Origin of the sequence: Megasphaera massiliensis, assembly GCF_000455225.1 — a bacterium.
Taxonomy (GTDB): Bacteria; Bacillota; Negativicutes; order Veillonellales; family Megasphaeraceae; genus Megasphaera; species Megasphaera massiliensis.
In genome coordinates, this window is sequence record NZ_HF954534.1 from 89442 (window position 1) to 105465 (window position 16024).

General features: G+C 54.8%; 17 protein-coding genes. All 17 read right to left on the reverse strand.

The genetic code is table 11. From position 1 onward, the window contains the following. Positions 1-86: 86 nt before the first annotated feature. On the reverse strand, positions 87-2036 hold the full coding sequence (htpG, locus tag TX77_RS01475) for a molecular chaperone HtpG (protein WP_044503067.1): 1950 nt from the start codon (positions 2034-2036) through the stop codon (positions 87-89). 145 nt (positions 2037-2181) lie between these two features. Further along, the gene (locus TX77_RS01480; protein WP_230197996.1) at positions 2182-3033 is read right to left on the reverse strand and encodes a histidine racemase CntK family protein; all 852 of its coding nucleotides are present in this window, start codon (positions 3031-3033) and stop codon (positions 2182-2184) included. Positions 3034-3474: 441 nt separating this feature from the next. Continuing rightward, positions 3475-3627, reverse strand: a complete 153-nt coding sequence (locus tag TX77_RS01485) for a hypothetical protein (protein WP_154651836.1) — start codon at positions 3625-3627, stop codon at positions 3475-3477. A gap of 765 nt (positions 3628-4392) precedes the next feature. Beyond that, a complete protein-coding gene (locus TX77_RS01495; protein WP_195891149.1) occupies positions 4393-5055 on the reverse strand; it encodes a TatD family nuclease-associated radical SAM protein in 663 nt (220 codons plus the stop codon). Positions 5056-5069: 14 nt separating this feature from the next. Then, entirely contained in the window at positions 5070-5891 is an 822-nt protein-coding gene (locus TX77_RS01500; RefSeq protein ID WP_044503070.1) for a pyridoxamine kinase, read from the reverse strand. A gap of 13 nt (positions 5892-5904) precedes the next feature. Then, on the reverse strand, positions 5905-6459 hold the full coding sequence (locus TX77_RS01505) for an ECF transporter S component (RefSeq protein WP_044503071.1): 555 nt from the start codon (positions 6457-6459) through the stop codon (positions 5905-5907). A 195-nt stretch (positions 6460-6654) separates the two neighbouring features. Next, the gene (locus TX77_RS01510; protein WP_044503072.1) at positions 6655-7524 is read right to left on the reverse strand and encodes a CvfB family protein; all 870 of its coding nucleotides are present in this window, start codon (positions 7522-7524) and stop codon (positions 6655-6657) included. A gap of 1 nt (position 7525) precedes the next feature. Next, a complete protein-coding gene (gene rsfS / locus TX77_RS01515; RefSeq protein WP_044503073.1) occupies positions 7526-7909 on the reverse strand; it encodes a ribosome silencing factor in 384 nt (127 codons plus the stop codon). A 35-nt stretch (positions 7910-7944) separates the two neighbouring features. Further along, the gene (locus tag TX77_RS01520; protein ID WP_044503074.1) at positions 7945-8889 is read right to left on the reverse strand and encodes an LCP family protein; all 945 of its coding nucleotides are present in this window, start codon (positions 8887-8889) and stop codon (positions 7945-7947) included. Then, positions 8886-9491 (reverse strand): bis(5'-nucleosyl)-tetraphosphatase (symmetrical) YqeK, encoded by a 606-nt coding sequence (gene yqeK / locus TX77_RS01525; protein ID WP_044503075.1) that lies wholly within the window; start codon positions 9489-9491, stop codon positions 8886-8888. The genes TX77_RS01520 and yqeK overlap by 4 nt, the downstream gene beginning before the upstream one ends. Next, positions 9449-10090 carry a nicotinate-nucleotide adenylyltransferase gene (nadD, locus tag TX77_RS01530; protein ID WP_044503076.1) on the reverse strand — a complete coding sequence of 214 codons (642 nt, stop codon included), beginning with the start codon at positions 10088-10090 and terminating at the stop codon, positions 9449-9451. Before nadD ends, yqeK begins: the two co-directional genes overlap by 43 nt. Positions 10091-10237: 147 nt before the next feature. Next, on the reverse strand, positions 10238-11482 hold the full coding sequence (locus TX77_RS01535; RefSeq protein ID WP_044503077.1) for a glutamate-5-semialdehyde dehydrogenase: 1245 nt from the start codon (positions 11480-11482) through the stop codon (positions 10238-10240). Between the two features lie 15 nt (positions 11483-11497). After that, positions 11498-12631, reverse strand: coding sequence for a glutamate 5-kinase (gene proB, locus TX77_RS01540; RefSeq protein ID WP_176698834.1), 1134 nt, complete (start codon positions 12629-12631; stop codon positions 11498-11500). 10 nt (positions 12632-12641) lie between these two features. Continuing rightward, positions 12642-12935 (reverse strand): YhbY family RNA-binding protein, encoded by a 294-nt coding sequence (locus tag TX77_RS01545; RefSeq protein ID WP_044503078.1) that lies wholly within the window; start codon positions 12933-12935, stop codon positions 12642-12644. An 11-nt stretch (positions 12936-12946) separates the two neighbouring features. Then, positions 12947-14221: a GTPase ObgE gene (obgE, locus tag TX77_RS01550; RefSeq protein WP_044503079.1), complete on the reverse strand. Its 1275-nt coding sequence runs from the start codon at positions 14219-14221 to the stop codon at positions 12947-12949. Between the two features lie 190 nt (positions 14222-14411). Beyond that, positions 14412-15569, reverse strand: coding sequence for a S41 family peptidase (locus TX77_RS01555; RefSeq protein WP_044503080.1), 1158 nt, complete (start codon positions 15567-15569; stop codon positions 14412-14414). 61 nt (positions 15570-15630) lie between these two features. Then, positions 15631-16024, reverse strand: a 394-nt coding sequence (locus TX77_RS01560) for a M23 family metallopeptidase (RefSeq protein WP_154651843.1), incomplete at its 5' end; no start/stop codon positions are given.

The following is a 16024-nucleotide window of genomic DNA, read 5'->3' on the forward strand; positions in this document are numbered from 1 at the left end:
ATAAAAAGACAACCGCTGTCATCAAGAGATTTAAATCTGACGACAGCGGCCGTTTTAGTTAGACAGCTTTTTTATTGACCCCGGCCTTATTTCGCCATGAGCGAGGCGACTTTATTGGCAAAGGCCACAGGATCATCGGGCATGATGCCTTCGAGAAGGAGGGCCTGATCGTAGAGCAGGTGGCAGTAATCCTTGAAATCGGCCGTGTCCTTGCCGGCCTGATGGACGGCGGCTAATTTCCCGAACAATTCGTGATCCGGGTTGATTTCCAAGATGCGGCGCGCCTTGAACATGGGGTTGTTGGCGGCAGCAAAGGCCTGTTCCATGGCAAGGGACGGACCGGCCGCATCGGCAACGAGGCAAACGGCGCCGCTCTTTAAGCGGTTCGACAGGCGGACGTCGGCGACCTTATCGCCTAAGAGGCTCTTCATATCCGCGAGGAGGCCTTCATTGTCCTTAGCGAGGTCTTCGTTCTTCTTCTTTTCGGCCTTAAAGGCATCGTCTTCGAGGTCCAAATCTCCGCGGCTGACGGAATGGAAACGGTGGCCTTCGTATTCGCCGATGGCTTCGACGGCAAATTCATCGACGGGATCGGTCATGTACAGGACTTCGATGTCCCGGTCGCGGAGGAGTTCCATCTGGGGCAGGCCTTCGATGGCTTCCTTATCCTTGCCCGTTGCGTAATAGATCTTCTGCTGGCCGTCTTTCATATTGTCGACGTATTCCTTGATGGTACGGAGTTTTCCGTCTTTCGAGGACATGAACAACAAGAGGTCCTTCAGTTTTTCGACGTTGTTTTCACCGGTCATCATGCCGCTGTAGACGCCGATTTTCAGGGATTTGCCGTATTCGGCCCAGAACTTTTCATACTTTTCACGGTTCTTTTCGAGGTCCCGTTTGAGGGATTTCAAAATCGTCTTTTCCAGGTTGCGGCCGATGAGGTTCAGTTCACGGCTCTTTTGCAGCAGTTCACGGGAAATGTTGAGGGACAGATCCGGCGAATCGACGAGGCCTTTGACGAAGCGCAGGTAGTCCGGCAGGAGGTCCTTGCATTTATCCATGATGAAGATATGCCGCGAATAGAGCTGGATGCCCGGTTCATAGTCGGCATAGTAGAGGTTGAACGGGGCCTTGCCCGGGATGAACAAGAGGGCCGTGTAATCGACGGCACCTTCGGCACGGTTGTGGAAGATGTCCATCGGTTCGTCCCATTCATAGAACTGATGCTGGAAAAATTCGTGGTATTCTTCCGGTTTGATATCCGATTTATTCCGCGTCCACAAGGGCTGCATGGAGTTTAAGGTCCGCGTTTCCGTATGTTCTTCTTCCGGCGCATCTTCGATGGTCTTGCCGTCGGCATCCTTTGGCTTTTCCTTGGTCGTAAAGTCCATGGTGATCGGGTAGCGGATGTAGTCGGAATACTTCTTGACCAGGCTCTGGAGTGTCATCTGATCGGTGTAGTTTTCTTCGCTGCTGTCGCCGTAGAAGTCACTGTTCAAATGGAGGATGATCGTCGTCCCGTGCTTCGGTTTCTGGCATTCTTCGAGGGTGTATTCGCCGCTTCCCGTCGATTCCCACTTGTAAGCCTGAGCTTCGCCGGCCTTGCGGGTGACGACAGTAACCGTATCGGCGACCATGAAGGCCGAATAGAAGCCGACGCCGAACTGGCCGATGAGGTCCTTATTCGTATCGCCGCCGTCCTGGGATTCCTTCAGCTTTTCGAGGAAGGCTTTCGTCCCCGACTGGGCAATGGTGCCGAGGTTGTCCATCAAATCCTGCTTGTCCATGCCCAGGCCGTTATCGGAAATGGTCAGAGTATGGCCGTCGGCATCGGGCGTCAGGTGGATTTCAAAGCCCGTGTCCCCTTCGAGGAGATCGCCGTTAGTGAGGGACTGATAATGGAGCTTATCGATCGCATCGGAGGCGTTAGAAATGAGTTCCCGCAGGAAAATCTCATGATTTGTATAAATAGAGTGGACCATCAGGTCCAATAACTGCTTCGTTTCAGCTTGAAATTCATGGGTTTCTTTTGCCATGGTAAAAACACTCCTTTGTATCCGTTTTCCGTACCGTCAGTGGCATCTGAGGTACCTTCACATCACTATCATACCGCAAAAAGTCAAATAGTCAAGTATTTTTTCGGCATAAGCCTGCCCCATGGCAAAAGACAAGGCTGCGCCCTCATTCCAGGCTTTGACGAGGACCGAGTTTTACCGAACCGCCCATAAAAATCTGCTGCAGATTGCCGTCGTCATCGACACTGGCTGCAATGGCAATGGTGCCGCCGGGCTGCTTCATATAAGCGGCCACCCGTTTGCGCGTCGTACAGGCAAGCGCTGCTGCGACGGCTGCCGATCCGCTGCCGCAGCTGTTTTCCCAGTAGAGGGTATCCGTCCGGCTGACGTAGACGGCAGGAATCATCTCCTGCGTTTTAGTGTCGCAGAGGATGAGGCCGTACGCCGGGAAATCTTCGCCGTCGACGTAGTCTTTCAAGGCCTGCCAATAGACGTCCTTATCAAGACCTTCAAAGGTCTCGACGAAGTGGACAAAGTGCGTAATCCCCGGCAGGTCGACGCGGAAGAAACGAGCCGGCACCCCGCCGACGTCTACCAAAATACCGCTGACGTCGTCAGGATAGGGCATTTCGATAAAGGCCTCATAGTCCTGGCCTCCCGTATGATTGACCTTGACCGGCAGGATTTCGTCGCAGCCCGAACAGGATACGCCGTAGACGCCCTGATCCTTCCCCTCGCAGGACAAGGCGTAGGCCGCCGCTGCCCGCGAAGCATTGCCGCAAAATTCGCCGCCCATCATATCGACGCGAAGGGGTTTGCCTTCCATACAGGTCACATAGCCGACCTGCTCGGCATCGATATCAGGCCTTGCCAGTAAGGCCGCCGCCAGGGTACTGTGTTCTTCCTTAGGGACCGGCGTCAGCACCAAAATCGTCTTATTGCCGCTGGGATCGGCCAACATATACTCTATCTTCATGATCATGCTCCTTTTCGCGCGGACCCGTACGTCCGCGTCCATAGTACGTATCTCCTGCTATTGTATCACGACGCCGGTCTTCATAGAATACGAAGTCGCTCTTTTTTATTCCGTTTCACCAAGGGATGGCCTCTCCATATAATCCGATCATCGAAGCCATGTGAGACAGGGGGAAAAACCTACAGGTCCGCCCTTATGTTACCAAAAAGATTTCATCTAAATAAATATAACTCGAAAAAATGTGAATGTAAAATCGATAACAGCTTATGCCAAGCGACTTAAGAGTTTAAACCAAGCTCTAAGTCGTTTTTTTGTAAACTCATATAGTCAGATACCTTATGGTATCGAGAAAAGAGGAATTTTTCTCATTTCCTTCATCCTCACAAAGAGTCCGTCATGTCCAAGGACCGAAGGAATCAGACGAGCCCGAGCACGCACAAGGGCCTCAAACCTTCTGCAGCCCTGTAGTCCCCTTCCGAGACGTCAGCCCGAGCCCCAATTCGGCTGGAAGTTCGCCGGTTCATGTCCCCCTTGACAGAGACGGCACAGCCCGTCGTCAGACTCCCACAACATGACGCCCATCATCAAAAACGGTACCAGACATCCTTCACCGATGCCGGTACCGTTTTTTTTCATGCCATCTTCAATTTTACGCGCTCGCCGACGCGTCAACAAACCTCCGTCAAAACGATTTAGAAGAAACGTTTCAGTCCCCCTATGGCACAAACTCCTTTTCTAAAAGGAGTCCATGTAACTCCGGGGATTTTGGTACGCCGGCGGCTAAAGACTAAGTTACGCCTTGCGAACGGCACGGGTATGTTTCAGTCCCCTTACGGGGATTTTGGTACGCCGACGTTGGCTGCGGGCATTAAAATGGTTGGTCTACTGCGGCACGTTTCAGTCCCCTTACGGGGATTTTGGTACGCCGACCCTATCTCCCAGTACCCGCTCCCAGACTGGGCTCACAGGCGATTTTTTCAAACCTCCGGCTTTTTTCGCCTTTTTGGCTGACCCGGGTGAAAAATAAAAATCAGGCAATGGCGATTATCGGCTTGGTTATGCCGTTTTTCGCGGTTTTAAAAATTTTCAAACCTAGGCGGTTTTTGACCCTAAAATAGGTTTTCCAAAGGTCAATATTACCTTGACTTTTCTTTAGTATACTTTTTTCGGCTTTTGTTGTCAAACCTTTCTAACATGAGGTCGAAGCTTCCCTGCAAGGACTTATGATCGATTGTAAGAGCTCTTTTTGCGTCTTCGTCGTGTTTCGGTACCGTGCCGCGAACCGCCCTCGAAATGGGGTGAACATTCCGTCCGGACTCCGCGATAGGACCCATCGGATAGCTTCTATACGCCAAAAAGCCGCCTCTGACGAGACAGCTTTTTATATGATGGTCGTATTCTCTATTTATCTTCGTAGACCCGAACGCGTAAGGTCAGCCCCAGGTCGTCACAGATGGCCCGGCATTTTTTGATTTCTTCACTGTCTTCGACTTTATCGACGACGGTGAGGACGACGTTTTTCACGTACTGTTTGCAGCTGACGGCAAAGTTCAGCATGGCATCGAAGGACGGCAGGCCGAATTTGCTCCGCGTCAGTTCGAGATACCGTTCTTTGTTGGAGGCGTTCATGCTGATGGAAATGGTATCGAGGATGCCGCCGCCAAAGTCCGGTGCCGTCGGCCGGCCGTAGTCCAAGTCGGACAGGCCGTTGGTGTTGAGCCGCGTCTTGACCGTCGGGTGCTTTTCTTTGACATACGCCAGAAGGGTTTTTAAGTCTTCCAGGCGTTCCGTCGGTTCGCCGAACCCACAGAAGACGACTTCGTTGATACGGTCCCAAGGGGCCCCGTCGAGTTCTTTTTTGACTTCGTCGACGGTCGGTTCTTGTTTCAGCCACAGCGTTTCGTCTTCAGCCATCTTTTTCATCGAGCGCAGGCAGAAGGTGCACGAACAGGTGCAGCGATTGGTCAGATTGACGTACATGCTCCACGGGCTTTCTTTCTGTAATGCCCGGACGTCTTTTAAATCGACGTATTGTCCTTGTCCTACTACGGTATAAACGATCATGATGCTATCCCCTTTTATTGTAATGTCGTCAAATATTCTTCAAAAGCAAGGCCGGCGTTGTGCGGAAGGTCTAAGGTCTCTGTGTATTCCATGACCTTGCAGATGAAGTCGGCCGCCTTCTGTACGGCTCCTTCAAGGCCTTCTCCGCGAACGACAGAGGCCGAGACGATGGCCGTGAAGACGTCGCCCGTGCCGCTGCGGTCGCTGCCGATTTTTTTCGTCTTGACCCACGACGTTTGGCCGTGATCGTAAATGAAGTTTCCAATGTACGAACCGCGGTGGATACCGGTCAGGACGACGCCCTGCGGTCCCTTGTCGGCCAAGGCCTTGGCCATATCGGAAAAGTCATCGTCAGACAGGTCGCTCGAGGACCGGTAAGGCCTTCCCAAGAGCTCGCAGGCTTCGGTCAGGTTCGGCGTCAGGACGTCGGCATCGGCCAAAAGGCGCCGCATGTCATCGCACATTTCCTGGGTATAAGACGAATAGATGCGGCCATTGTCTCCCATGACGGGGTCGACGATGACCTTCGTATCCGGTCCTTTGAAGTCGTGCAGGAAATCGAGGACCATGTCGATCTGACGGACCGAGCCGAGAAAACCCGTGCTGATGCCGTCGAAGGTCAGCTTATTTTTCTTCCAACTGTCGATATAAGGCGTCATGCGGTCCGTATAGTCGTCGAGGTAGTAATCGTGAAAGCCGGTGTGAACGGAAAGGATCGCCGTCGGCAGGATACAGCCTTGTACCTTTAAGGCCGACACGATGGGCAGGGCCACGGCGATGCTGCAGCGGCCGTAGCCGGTTACGTCATTGACCAGGGCCAACTTTTTTTGATGCATAGAGAATCATTCCTTATCTTTTCAGGTTGTAACCATAACCACGGAACGGGACTCTCATGAAACAAGCAGCGATGGCGTAAGCAGCAGCCATGTTGACGATCCCTTCCCCGATGAGGCCGGGCACCATGGTAAGGCCGGCTTCTAAGCTGCCGTAGAGGAGACCGCCGGCTGCCGTATAGGAAACGACCATCCAGACGGCCGATAAGAGGAAGCCCAAAAAGACCTTGAGGGACGTCAGTTTCCACGGTTCCTTATCGGGGCGGACGACCCAAAAGACGGCTTCGACCATGACGAATTTAATGATCAGGGTCGGCACGATCCAGATAGGAAACCCGCCGATAAGGTCCGACAAGGCCGAACCGATGGAAGCTGCAGCCGCCGCCTGACGGCGCGAACTGAACAGGACAGACGCAAAGATGACGGCATCGCCGAGATGGGCATAGCCCAAGGGAATGGGGATGCGCGGTACGAAAGTCAGGATAAAGACCAGGGCCGTTAAGACGGCAGCATAACAGAGATTGGCAGCCGAAAAAACCGGTGCCTTTTGTTCCATAGATGATGAATGCATGTGAAATCCTCCTCACGGGTACAGAATTCACACATTGGCCAATGTATGGTTATGATTAATCTGTACTCTATTTTAGAGTATATTACCTCTTCTGTAAATAGGACAGATTTGTTTTTTTCTGTACACCTTCTTCCCCACTCCGTCAAAAAGGCCCGAAACGACAGAAAAGCTCCCGCGCAATGGGGAGCTTCTCATCTATTTCGTTTCACTTTCCGTTTCTAAATAGGTCCAGCCTTCTTCCTGGCGGACTTTCTGTTCTTTCATGAGATGGCCCAAGGCCCGTTTAAAAGCAGCCTTGCTGAGGCCGAATTTGGCCTTGATGACGGCCGGTGCCGTCTTGTCGCCATAGGGCATCTTGCCCTTGCGCTGTTCGAGGAACTGCAAGATCTTCTCGGCATCGGGGTTGATGGCATTTTCTTTCGTCTGGCGCAGGGAAATATTGATGCGCCCGTCTTCGCGCAGGAAGGTGATCCGGCCCTTTATCATCTGTCCGATGAGGATGGGTCCGTTGAATTCGCTGCGGTGCAAAAAGGCGATCCATCGTTCGCGGGTCATGAGGTAGGCCCCTTGGTCGGTCATGTTGTAAATGGCCCCTTCGACCCAGTCGCCGACCTTGGCGTCCGTCGCCGCTCTCGACGCCCGGCGCATTTCATCTTCGACTTCCATCGACACGGCCAGGCGGTGGGACTTGTCTTCATAGAGCTTGACCCAGACGTATTCCCCTTCTTTGGGGCGGCCTTTCATTTCAGCAAAGGGCATGAAGATGCCGCGTTCGGTACCGACGTCGACGAAGGCGCCGAAGCGAGTCGTATTGATGACCGGTGCATAGCCGATCTGACCGATCTTAATCTTGGGCAGGCGCATGGAGGCCGTCAGGCGTCCCGACGGGTCGTGGTACAGGAATACCGTCACGGCATCGCCGATATGGACCTCTTCCGTCTGCTGATTGATATGGAGGAGGATGTCGTCGTTGGTATTGCCCGTGCCACCGTCCAAAAAGGCACCCATTTCGCTTTGGCGCAGGACTTCGAGGGTAGCAATACTGTTTTCTTGAAGTGTCGTCATATTATTCACCTTCATAGTCGATTCGCGGTGCGTCGGCCCACAAGTTTTCCAGATCGTAGTACTGGCGTTCCTGTTCGACGAAGACGTGGGCAATGACTTCACCGGCGTCGATGAGGATCCACTTGCCTTCACGGTAGCCTTCGACGTGGAGGATGGGATAGCCCTTCTGTTCCATCTGTTCTTCAATGTTGTCGGCAATACTCTGGGTCTGGCGGTTGTTGCGGGCACTGCAGATGACGAAGTAGTCGGCCATGAGGGACGACTCCTTGATGTCGAGGACGGTGATGTCCCAGGCTTTCTTGTCGTCGGCTGCGGCGCAGACGATTTCATAAGGGGATAATTCTTTCATCGGTTCCGCGTTGGCGGGTTTCATGGTAATTGGCATATATGAAAAGTCTCCTTTTTTATACGAATGTAAGGTTAGGTATCATCAGGCTTGGGCGCTGCCGAGATGGCGTTGTTCGTCCGACCGATGACTTTTTGGACTTCGACCGGGTCGTAGGTCCAGTAATATTTATTGTCGCTGTTCTTACCGCCCGGAGCCATTTCGCCGGGCAGGATATAGAAGTTGATGTTGTCGGCCGTGACGTTGCGGAAGTCAAAGGCCAGTTCGGCCATGTCCTTAGCCGGGATATTGGAATCGACGTTGTGCCACAGGCGGTACATGAAGAAGGCGTTGCTCAGGCCGAAGTCCTTTTGCCGGTCTGCGTAGAAGTTCTTGATGAACCGTTCCTGGCGCTGGGTCCGCGACACGTAGCCGTTGCTGTCGAGGTAGCGCATATACCCCGTGGCGTCCTTGCCGTCGAGGGTCTGGTAGCCCTGGAAGATGTTGATGTCCGTTTCGCCGGCTGCATCGCCGTGGTACATGTTCTTTTCGACGTACAGGGGCACGCCGCCGTTCATATCGATCATCTTGGCGAAGGATTCCGGCGTAAAGGCTGCGTAGTAGGGAATGGGAATGTGGAAAATGTCTTCCACGACGGCCCGCACCAGGCTGATGCCGCCTTCGGTGTAGACGTCCTGCAGTTCTTGTATCCCCTTTTCCTTGCGCCCTTCGATCTTCGTATCGTCGGGCAGCATGATGAGGTCGATGTGCTTCTTGTCCTTGTTGATGGCGGCGACGCCGACGAAGTTGGCCTGCTGGGGATTTTCTCCGTCCGTACCGATGAGCAGGACGTAGAGCGGCTTATCGGGACTGGTCTGGACGAAGTCGTTGCTGCCGGCCGGCGTCGTATCGGGCCCTTCGGGCTGCGTTTCGGGACTGGTGAAATGAACATAGGCCGAGCGGCAGGCCAGGAAAATCGCCACGGCGGCGACGACGGCTAAAATGCGGTTTAAGATTCTTCTTCTCTTTTCTCGTGTCATCGGCCGGCCTTCCTCGCTGCCGCTTTCATCATGGCGCTGATGTGGGCGTTGCGGTTGACGACCGTACCGATGAAAATCGGTTTCTTCTGATCGAGGAGGTGGCGGATCGTCGAATCGTAGCCTAAGAGGACGGCTTCGTCGAGGTCCCGTTCGGCGGCCTGACGCAGCGCTTCGACGCCGTCAAAGTCGCGGTTCACTTCGATATAGTCGGCCATGAAGATGATCTTTTCGAGCTTCCCCATGGTTTCGGCCCCCGTCGTATGATGGGCAATGGCCGAGAGGATATCGGGATCGTCAATGCCGTACTGTTCCCGGGCCAGGGTCACGGCGGCATAGCCGTGGAGGAGGCTGCCGATGTTAAAGACGGGCGCCGGAAGATCCGTAAAGGAGCGGCCGGCTAAGGCCTGCATCTCTTCGAGGGGCTTTTGTTTCGCCGCATCATGAAGGAGGGCAGCTACTTCTGCCGCATCGGCATCACTGCCGTAGAGGCCGGCTAAGTGCCGGGCCGCTGTGGCCACGCCGAGGACATGGGTATAGCGACTGGGCGTCAGGGATTTTTTTAAATCTGCTTTAATGGCATCTTTGAATTCTTCGTTGTACATTGATATACTCCATTTTTTCTGATGTATTCGACGACTGCCGAAGGCATCATATAGCGGACGGACAGGCCCAGGCGGATGCGGCGCCGGAGTTCTGTCGAAGAGATTTCCATGGTCGGCACGGGCAGTTTGAGGATGTTTTTTCCCAGCTCGCCAAAGGACGAGATGATGGAATCGATCTGTTCCGAGCCGTCCGGCCGGGTCGCACCGATAAACTGGCACAGGCTGAGGATTTCTTCCGGATTGTTCCAGTTGTGCAGGTCGTGGATCGTATCGGTCCCCGAGATGAAATACAGGCTGTGCGACGGGCCGTATATTTCTTTTAAAAGCCGCAGCGTATCGACCGTATAGGAATTGCCCCGGCGGCGCATCTCCATATCGCTGACGGTAAAGTACGGGTTATCGGCCGTAGCCAGTCGCGTCATGGCCAATCGCTGCTCGGCTGTCGCACCGCAGACATCCTTATTGGGTGTAATGTACGACGGCACGAACAGGACCTTCTTCAGGTGAAAGGCCTGGCGCGCTTCTTCGGCGATCATGAGGTGTCCTAAGTGGATGGGATTAAAGGTCCCTCCCATGACGCCGAGCCTAGTGATTTCCATGGTACAAATAGATTCCTCCCCAGGCGATAGCTACGGCTAACGCATAAAGCAATAAAAACTTGGCATAGTGTCGGTATTCAAAACGGGTCTTCGGTGAGGCGGCATATTGGCGAAGGGTCCGCCCGTAACCGCGAAGGAAGCGCAGCATCAGCGGATCTGGCCCTGGCCGTCGATGAGGTATTTATACGAGACCAAAGCAGTAAGGCCCATGGGGCCGCGGACGTGCAGTTTCTGTGTGCTGATGCCGATTTCGGCGCCAAAGCCGAATTCAAAGCCGTCCGTAAAGCGCGTCGAGGCATTGACGTAGACGGCAGCCGAATCGACGGCCTTCTGGAAGGCTTTCGCCGTGTCCGGATTTCCTGTGACGATGGCTTCCGAATGATGGGTGCTGAAGCGGCGGATGTGATTCAGGGCTTCGTCGAGAGAGCCGACGACTTTAACGGACATGATGAGGCTGTTATATTCCGTCGCCCAGTCGTCGTCATCGGCGGCCTTCATGGCACGGACGGCCCGGGCTTCATCGTCGCCGCGGAGCTCGACGGCATCGGAATCCATGACCGGCGCTAACATTTCTAAAAATTCCCTGGCTACGTCGCGGTGGACCAAGAGGGTTTCCATGGCGTTGCACGTCGACGGCCGCGATACCTTGGCGTTTTCGACGATCTTGACGGCCATGGAAAGATCGGCATCCTTATCGACGTAGACGTGGCAGACGCCGCTTCCCGTTTCGATGCAGGGAACGGTAGCCGTATCGACGACCATGCGAATGAGGCCGGCGCCGCCGCGGGGAATGGCCAAATCGATGAAGCCCCGTAAGGTAAGGAGTTCTTTGACCAGGGCCCGGTCGGTATTTTCAAGGATGTTGACGCTGTTTTCCGGAAGGCCGGCTGCTTTCAGCCCTTCCCGGATGACGGCGGTCAAGGCCGTATTGGAAGCGATGGCTTCACTGCCGCCGCGAAGGACGCAGGCGTTGCCCGATTTGATGCAAAGGGCCGCTGCGTCGACGGTGACGTTGGGCCGCGATTCGAAGATGATGGCAATGACCCCTAAGGGGACGCTGACCTTCTGGATGAAAAGGCCGTTGGGACGGCGGAATTCATCGAGGACGACGCCGGACGGGTCGGGAAGGTCGATGACCTGGCGAACGCCTTCTGCCATGGCGGCAATCCGTTCTTTGGTCAAGGTCAGGCGGTCGACCATGGCCGGCGCCATCCCCTTTTCCTCAGCCCGCTTCACATCTTCGGCGTTGGCCGACAGGATGTCCTCGCAATGGGTCAAGAGGGCCTCAGCGATATAAGCCAGGGCCTTATTCTTGACGTCGGTCCCGGCCGTTTGCAGGACGTACGACGCGTCTTTGGCATCGCGGCCCTTGCGGTATACTTCAGATATCATGGGAAAAACCCCTTTCTAATACATGACGACCAGGTTATCGCGGTGGATGACTTCGTCAAAGATGCCGTTGTGGCCGAGAATGTCGGCGATATCCGCCGATCGTCGGCCTTTGATGGCGTTGATGTGGACGCTGCCGTAGTTGGAAATGCCCTTGGCAATGGTCAATCCGTCGTAGACGACGCTGACGATGTCCCCTTCTTCAAAGAAGCCTTCGACCCCGATGATGCCAACAGGCAACAGGCTCGACCCCTTGTCGAGGATGGCGTCGCGGCAGCCCTTGTCGACGAGGAGTTTTCCCGTCGCCTTGCTGCCCGAAACGAGCCAGCGCTTCTTCGAGTGGAGCGGCGTTTCTTTCGCTTTAAACAAGGTCCCCACGTCTTCTCCGGCACAGATGCGGCTGACGATGTCGTCTTCGCTCCCCGAGGCGATGACCATGTCGACGTCGGCAGCGGTAGCGATGGCCGCGGCCTGGATTTTGGTATACATGCCGCCCGTCCCCATGGAGGATCCGGCGTCACCGGCGATGTCGTAGATATGCTTATCGATATTATCGACGTAGGAAATGATTTTCGCATCGGCATGGGTTCGGGGATTGTCCGTATAGAGGCCGTCGATGTCCGATAAGAGGATCAAGAGATTGGCGTCGACGAGGCCGCTGACCATGGCCGACAGGGTGTCGTTGTCACCGATTTTATACTCATCGACGGCGACGACGTCGTTTTCATTGATGATGGGAATGATGCCCATGTCGATCATAGTCAGGAGGGCATTTCGCGAGTGCATGAATTTGCTGCGGTCCTGTGAGTCCATGCGGGTCAGGAGAACCTGGCCGACGACTTGGCCGTATTCGCGGAACAGCCGTTCATACGTATGCATGAGGACGCCCTGTCCGACGGCGGCTAAGGCTTGTTTTTCCCGAATCGACTTCGGCCTTTGATCGAGGTTGAGCGGTGCCATACCGGCATTGGTCGCCCCGGAGCTGACCAAGATCATTTCCTTTCCCTGATTCTGCAAATCTGCCAATTCTCGTACTAAATGCTCCATGCGGCGGTAGTTCAATTTGCCCGTCCCATGGGAAATCGTACTGGATCCGACCTTGACGACGATGCGCTTCTTGTGGTCAAAATCCCTGCGTCTGCTGTTCACCATGCCTCACGTCCTAGTCTTTAATAAATTCGTATTTCGATTTCTTGTCTTTCTTCTTAAATAAGATGCCGTAGTGGCCGATGACCTGAATCAGTTCGGCACCGAGCATGTCGGCCAAGTCTTCCATCGTTTCCTTCGTCGGAAGGTTGGCGTTGTTGAGGACGTGGGCCTTAATCAGTTCCCGCGCCGTAATGGCCGCTCTGGCACTGTCGATGACGGCGTCGCTTAAGCCGTCCTTTCCGATTTGGACGACGGCCGGCATGAGGCTGGCCATCCCCCGTAACTGCTGTCTGTCTTTATTATTCATAACGTCTCCCTTTATTTGTGATATTCAAATTCCATGGCGTAAATGCGGACCGTATTGCCGTCCTGGATGCCGTGTTCCTGGAGGAGCTTATCGAGTTCCATATAGCGCCAGATACGCTGGAAACGGCGCAGGGACTGGTCGTCGTCGAAGTTGGTCATGGCGACCAGGTTTTCGATGCGGGCGCCGGTGATGACGAAGGCCCCGTCCGTATCGCGGGTCACTTCAAAGTCCGGCTTGTTCTCTGCCTTATAGACGACTTCTTCCGTCGTTTCGTCGGCTTCTTCGACGTATTCTTCAAGGAGGGTCCAGACCCGTTCTAAGAGTTTGTCCATGCCGTCGCCGCTTACGGCGCAAATGGGATAGACTTCGATGCCCTTCGCCGCCATATAATCCATGAGGCGCTCGAGGTTGTCTGAATCTTCATCTAAGAGGTCGATCTTATTGGCCGCTACGATTTGGAGCTTGCGCGACAGTTTTTCGCTGTATTTGGCAAGTTCGGCGTTGATCTTTTCATAGTCGTCGATGGGGTCGCGGCCTTCCATGCCCGATACGTCGAGGACGTGAATGAGGATCTTCGTCCGTTCGATGTGGCGCAGGAAGTCGTGACCGAGACCGACGCCTTCACTGGCTCCGTCGATGAGGCCGGGAATGTCGGCCATGACGAAGCTGCGGTGATCCGGCAGGTCGACGACGCCGAGGATCGGGTTGAGGGTCGTAAAGTGATAGGCTGCTACTTCCGGCTGGGCTGCCGAAACTTTCCGCAGGATGCTCGACTTGCCGACGCTGGGATAGCCCAAGAGGCCGACGTCGGCCAAGACCTTCAGTTCCAAACGCAGCCACCGTTCTTCCCCCGGTTCGCCCCGTTCGGCAAAGGTCGGCGTCCGGTTGGCGCTCGTTCTGAAATGCCAGTTGCCCCGACCGCCGCGGCCGCCCTTGGCGACGATGGCCTGCTGGCCGTCCCGCGACAAGTCGGCCATGACCTGACCCGATTCTTCATCTTTTACGATCGTTCCCAAAGGAACGGTGATCAATAAGTCTTCGGCGTTTCTGCCGTACTTATTGCTGCCTTCGCCCTTTCCGCCGGGCTTGGCCTTGAACAGGCGGCGAAAACGGAAGTCGACGAGGGTGTTGACATTGCGGTCCGCCACGAGGACGACGTTGCCGCCCTGGCCGCCGTCACCGCCGTTCGGTCCGCCCTTGGGGACGAACTTTTCATGGCGGAAACTGCTCATGCCGTCGCCGCCCTTGCCGGACTGTACAAAAATTCTTGCTCTGTCTATAAACATAGGTCACCTCATATGAAAATACATGGGGATATAGAAAGAGACACAGCATACATATACCATGTCTCCTGTCTATCTGTCCATCAATATCAAAATTAACCGCCCTACTCCTTATAAGAAAAGGAAAAGGGTACGAAAAAGTCATGAGACTCTTTACGATAAGATTTTAAATCATATTTGCCAATCTGTAAAGTCATTTTTCCTTGATAATTTCCAAGGCCTTTTCAAACTGGGTATCTGTCGGATCCGACGGCGTAAGGGGTACGACGACGTCCGGTTCAATGCCGACTCCGTCGATTTCACGGCCATTGGTCGTCCGATACTTAGCCACGGTGACCTTGACGGCCGACTGCTGGCTTAAGGGGAAGACGCCTTGGACCGTGCCCTTGCCGTAGGTCTTGACACCGACGATGGGGCCGAGCTGCATGTCTTGGACGGCACCGGCAATGATTTCCGACGCACTGGCCGAATTTTCATTGACCAAGACGACGAGGGGAATGAGGTCTTCCGTCCCCTGGGCCGTATACTGGTCGACTTTGCCGTCTTGTTCCGTATAGGAGACGATGGTGCTGTTTGGCGGGACGAAGTTGCTGGCCACGCCTACGGCCTGTTCGACGATGCCGCCGGGGTTGTCGCGCAGATCGAGGATCATCTTCTTCATCCCCTGTTCGCGAAGTTTCGTATATTCTTTCGTAAAGTCATCGGCCGTTCCTTCGCCGAAGACGGCAATGCGGATATAGCCGATATCGGTACCGTCGATCATCTTGCCGGCCACGGTCGGGACGTGGATCTGACGGCGTTCGACGGTAAAGGTCTTATCTTCTCCGTCGCGGCGGACGACCAAGTTGACGCTGGTATTGGCAGCGCCGCGGATACGCTTGGAGACGTCTTCGAGCTTATTGCCGTCGACAGGCGTCCCGTCGATGGATACCAAGATATCGCCGCGCTGGAGTCCCGCTTCGGCTGCCGGACTGTCATCCATGACCCCGGCGATGAGGACGCCGTCATCGGTGGAGCCGATGTAGACGCCGATGCCGGCATAGGTACCGCTCATCTGGGCCGAAAAGTCCTTATACAACTCGCCGCCGAGGTAGACCGAATGCTTATCCCCCAAGGTGCTGACCATGCCGTTCAAAGCCCCGTCAAAGAGGGCGCTGCGGTCGACATTTTCTGCATAATGGCTTTCGATGATTTCCAAGGTGCGGAAAAATTCAAACATGGCAGTCCCTCGGCCCGTATAGTACCAAAACATACCGAAGACGGCCAGGATCATGACGATCATACCGCTGCAAAAGAAGGCCAGGGGCCGGCGAATGGTTTCCCAAGCCCGGCGTATAGTTTGTTTATTCATGGGTATCTCCTTCTATGGAAATCAAGGCCGCGAGAAAGGGGCAAAACTGCCGTGAAAACACTTACAAATAAGCCGACGGGTCGACGGGATCGCCGTTGGCACGAACTTCAAAGTGGACGTGAGGGCCCGTCGAGTTGCCTGTCGAACCGGCGTAGGCAATGACCTGGCCCTGAGAGACGGACTGACCTTCGGAGACGGCCAGTTCCTGATTGTGGCCGTAAAGGGTCGACAAGCCGTTGCCGTGGTCGATGATGACGGCATAGCCGTAGCCGCTAATCCAGCCGGCTTCGACGACGACACCGCCGTCGGCTGCGTGGACGGGCGTCCCGTAGTCGACGCCGATATCGATGCCGCTGTGATAGATCGTCGTCCCGAAGATCGGATGGGTCCGATAGCCGTAAGGCGAGGTGACGACGCCGTTGACCGGCCAGATCATGGCGCCTGAGCCGCTGACC

Coding starts and splice junctions, on each gene's coding strand:
- htpG (WP_044503067.1), bottom strand. CDS start 2,036: ATGGCAAAAGAAACCCATGAATTTCAAGCTGAAACGAAGCAGTTATTG.
- TX77_RS01480 (WP_230197996.1), bottom strand. CDS start 3,033: ATGGACGCGGACGTACGGGTCCGCGCGAAAAGGAGCATGATCATGAAG.
- TX77_RS01485 (WP_154651836.1), bottom strand. CDS start 3,627: ATGAAAAAAAACGGTACCGGCATCGGTGAAGGATGTCTGGTACCGTTT.
- TX77_RS01495 (WP_195891149.1), bottom strand. CDS start 5,055: ATGATCGTTTATACCGTAGTAGGACAAGGACAATACGTCGATTTAAAA.
- TX77_RS01500 (WP_044503070.1), bottom strand. CDS start 5,891: ATGCATCAAAAAAAGTTGGCCCTGGTCAATGACGTAACCGGCTACGGC.
- TX77_RS01505 (WP_044503071.1), bottom strand. CDS start 6,459: ATGCATTCATCATCTATGGAACAAAAGGCACCGGTTTTTTCGGCTGCC.
- TX77_RS01510 (WP_044503072.1), bottom strand. CDS start 7,524: ATGACGACACTTCAAGAAAACAGTATTGCTACCCTCGAAGTCCTGCGC.
- rsfS (WP_044503073.1), bottom strand. CDS start 7,909: ATGCCAATTACCATGAAACCCGCCAACGCGGAACCGATGAAAGAATTA.
- TX77_RS01520 (WP_044503074.1), bottom strand. CDS start 8,889: ATGACACGAGAAAAGAGAAGAAGAATCTTAAACCGCATTTTAGCCGTC.
- yqeK (WP_044503075.1), bottom strand. CDS start 9,491: ATGTACAACGAAGAATTCAAAGATGCCATTAAAGCAGATTTAAAAAAA.
- nadD (WP_044503076.1), bottom strand. CDS start 10,090: ATGGAAATCACTAGGCTCGGCGTCATGGGAGGGACCTTTAATCCCATC.
- TX77_RS01535 (WP_044503077.1), bottom strand. CDS start 11,482: ATGATATCTGAAGTATACCGCAAGGGCCGCGATGCCAAAGACGCGTCG.
- proB (WP_176698834.1), bottom strand. CDS start 12,631: ATGGTGAACAGCAGACGCAGGGATTTTGACCACAAGAAGCGCATCGTC.
- TX77_RS01545 (WP_044503078.1), bottom strand. CDS start 12,935: ATGAATAATAAAGACAGACAGCAGTTACGGGGGATGGCCAGCCTCATG.
- obgE (WP_044503079.1), bottom strand. CDS start 14,221: ATGTTTATAGACAGAGCAAGAATTTTTGTACAGTCCGGCAAGGGCGGC.
- TX77_RS01555 (WP_044503080.1), bottom strand. CDS start 15,569: ATGAATAAACAAACTATACGCCGGGCTTGGGAAACCATTCGCCGGCCC.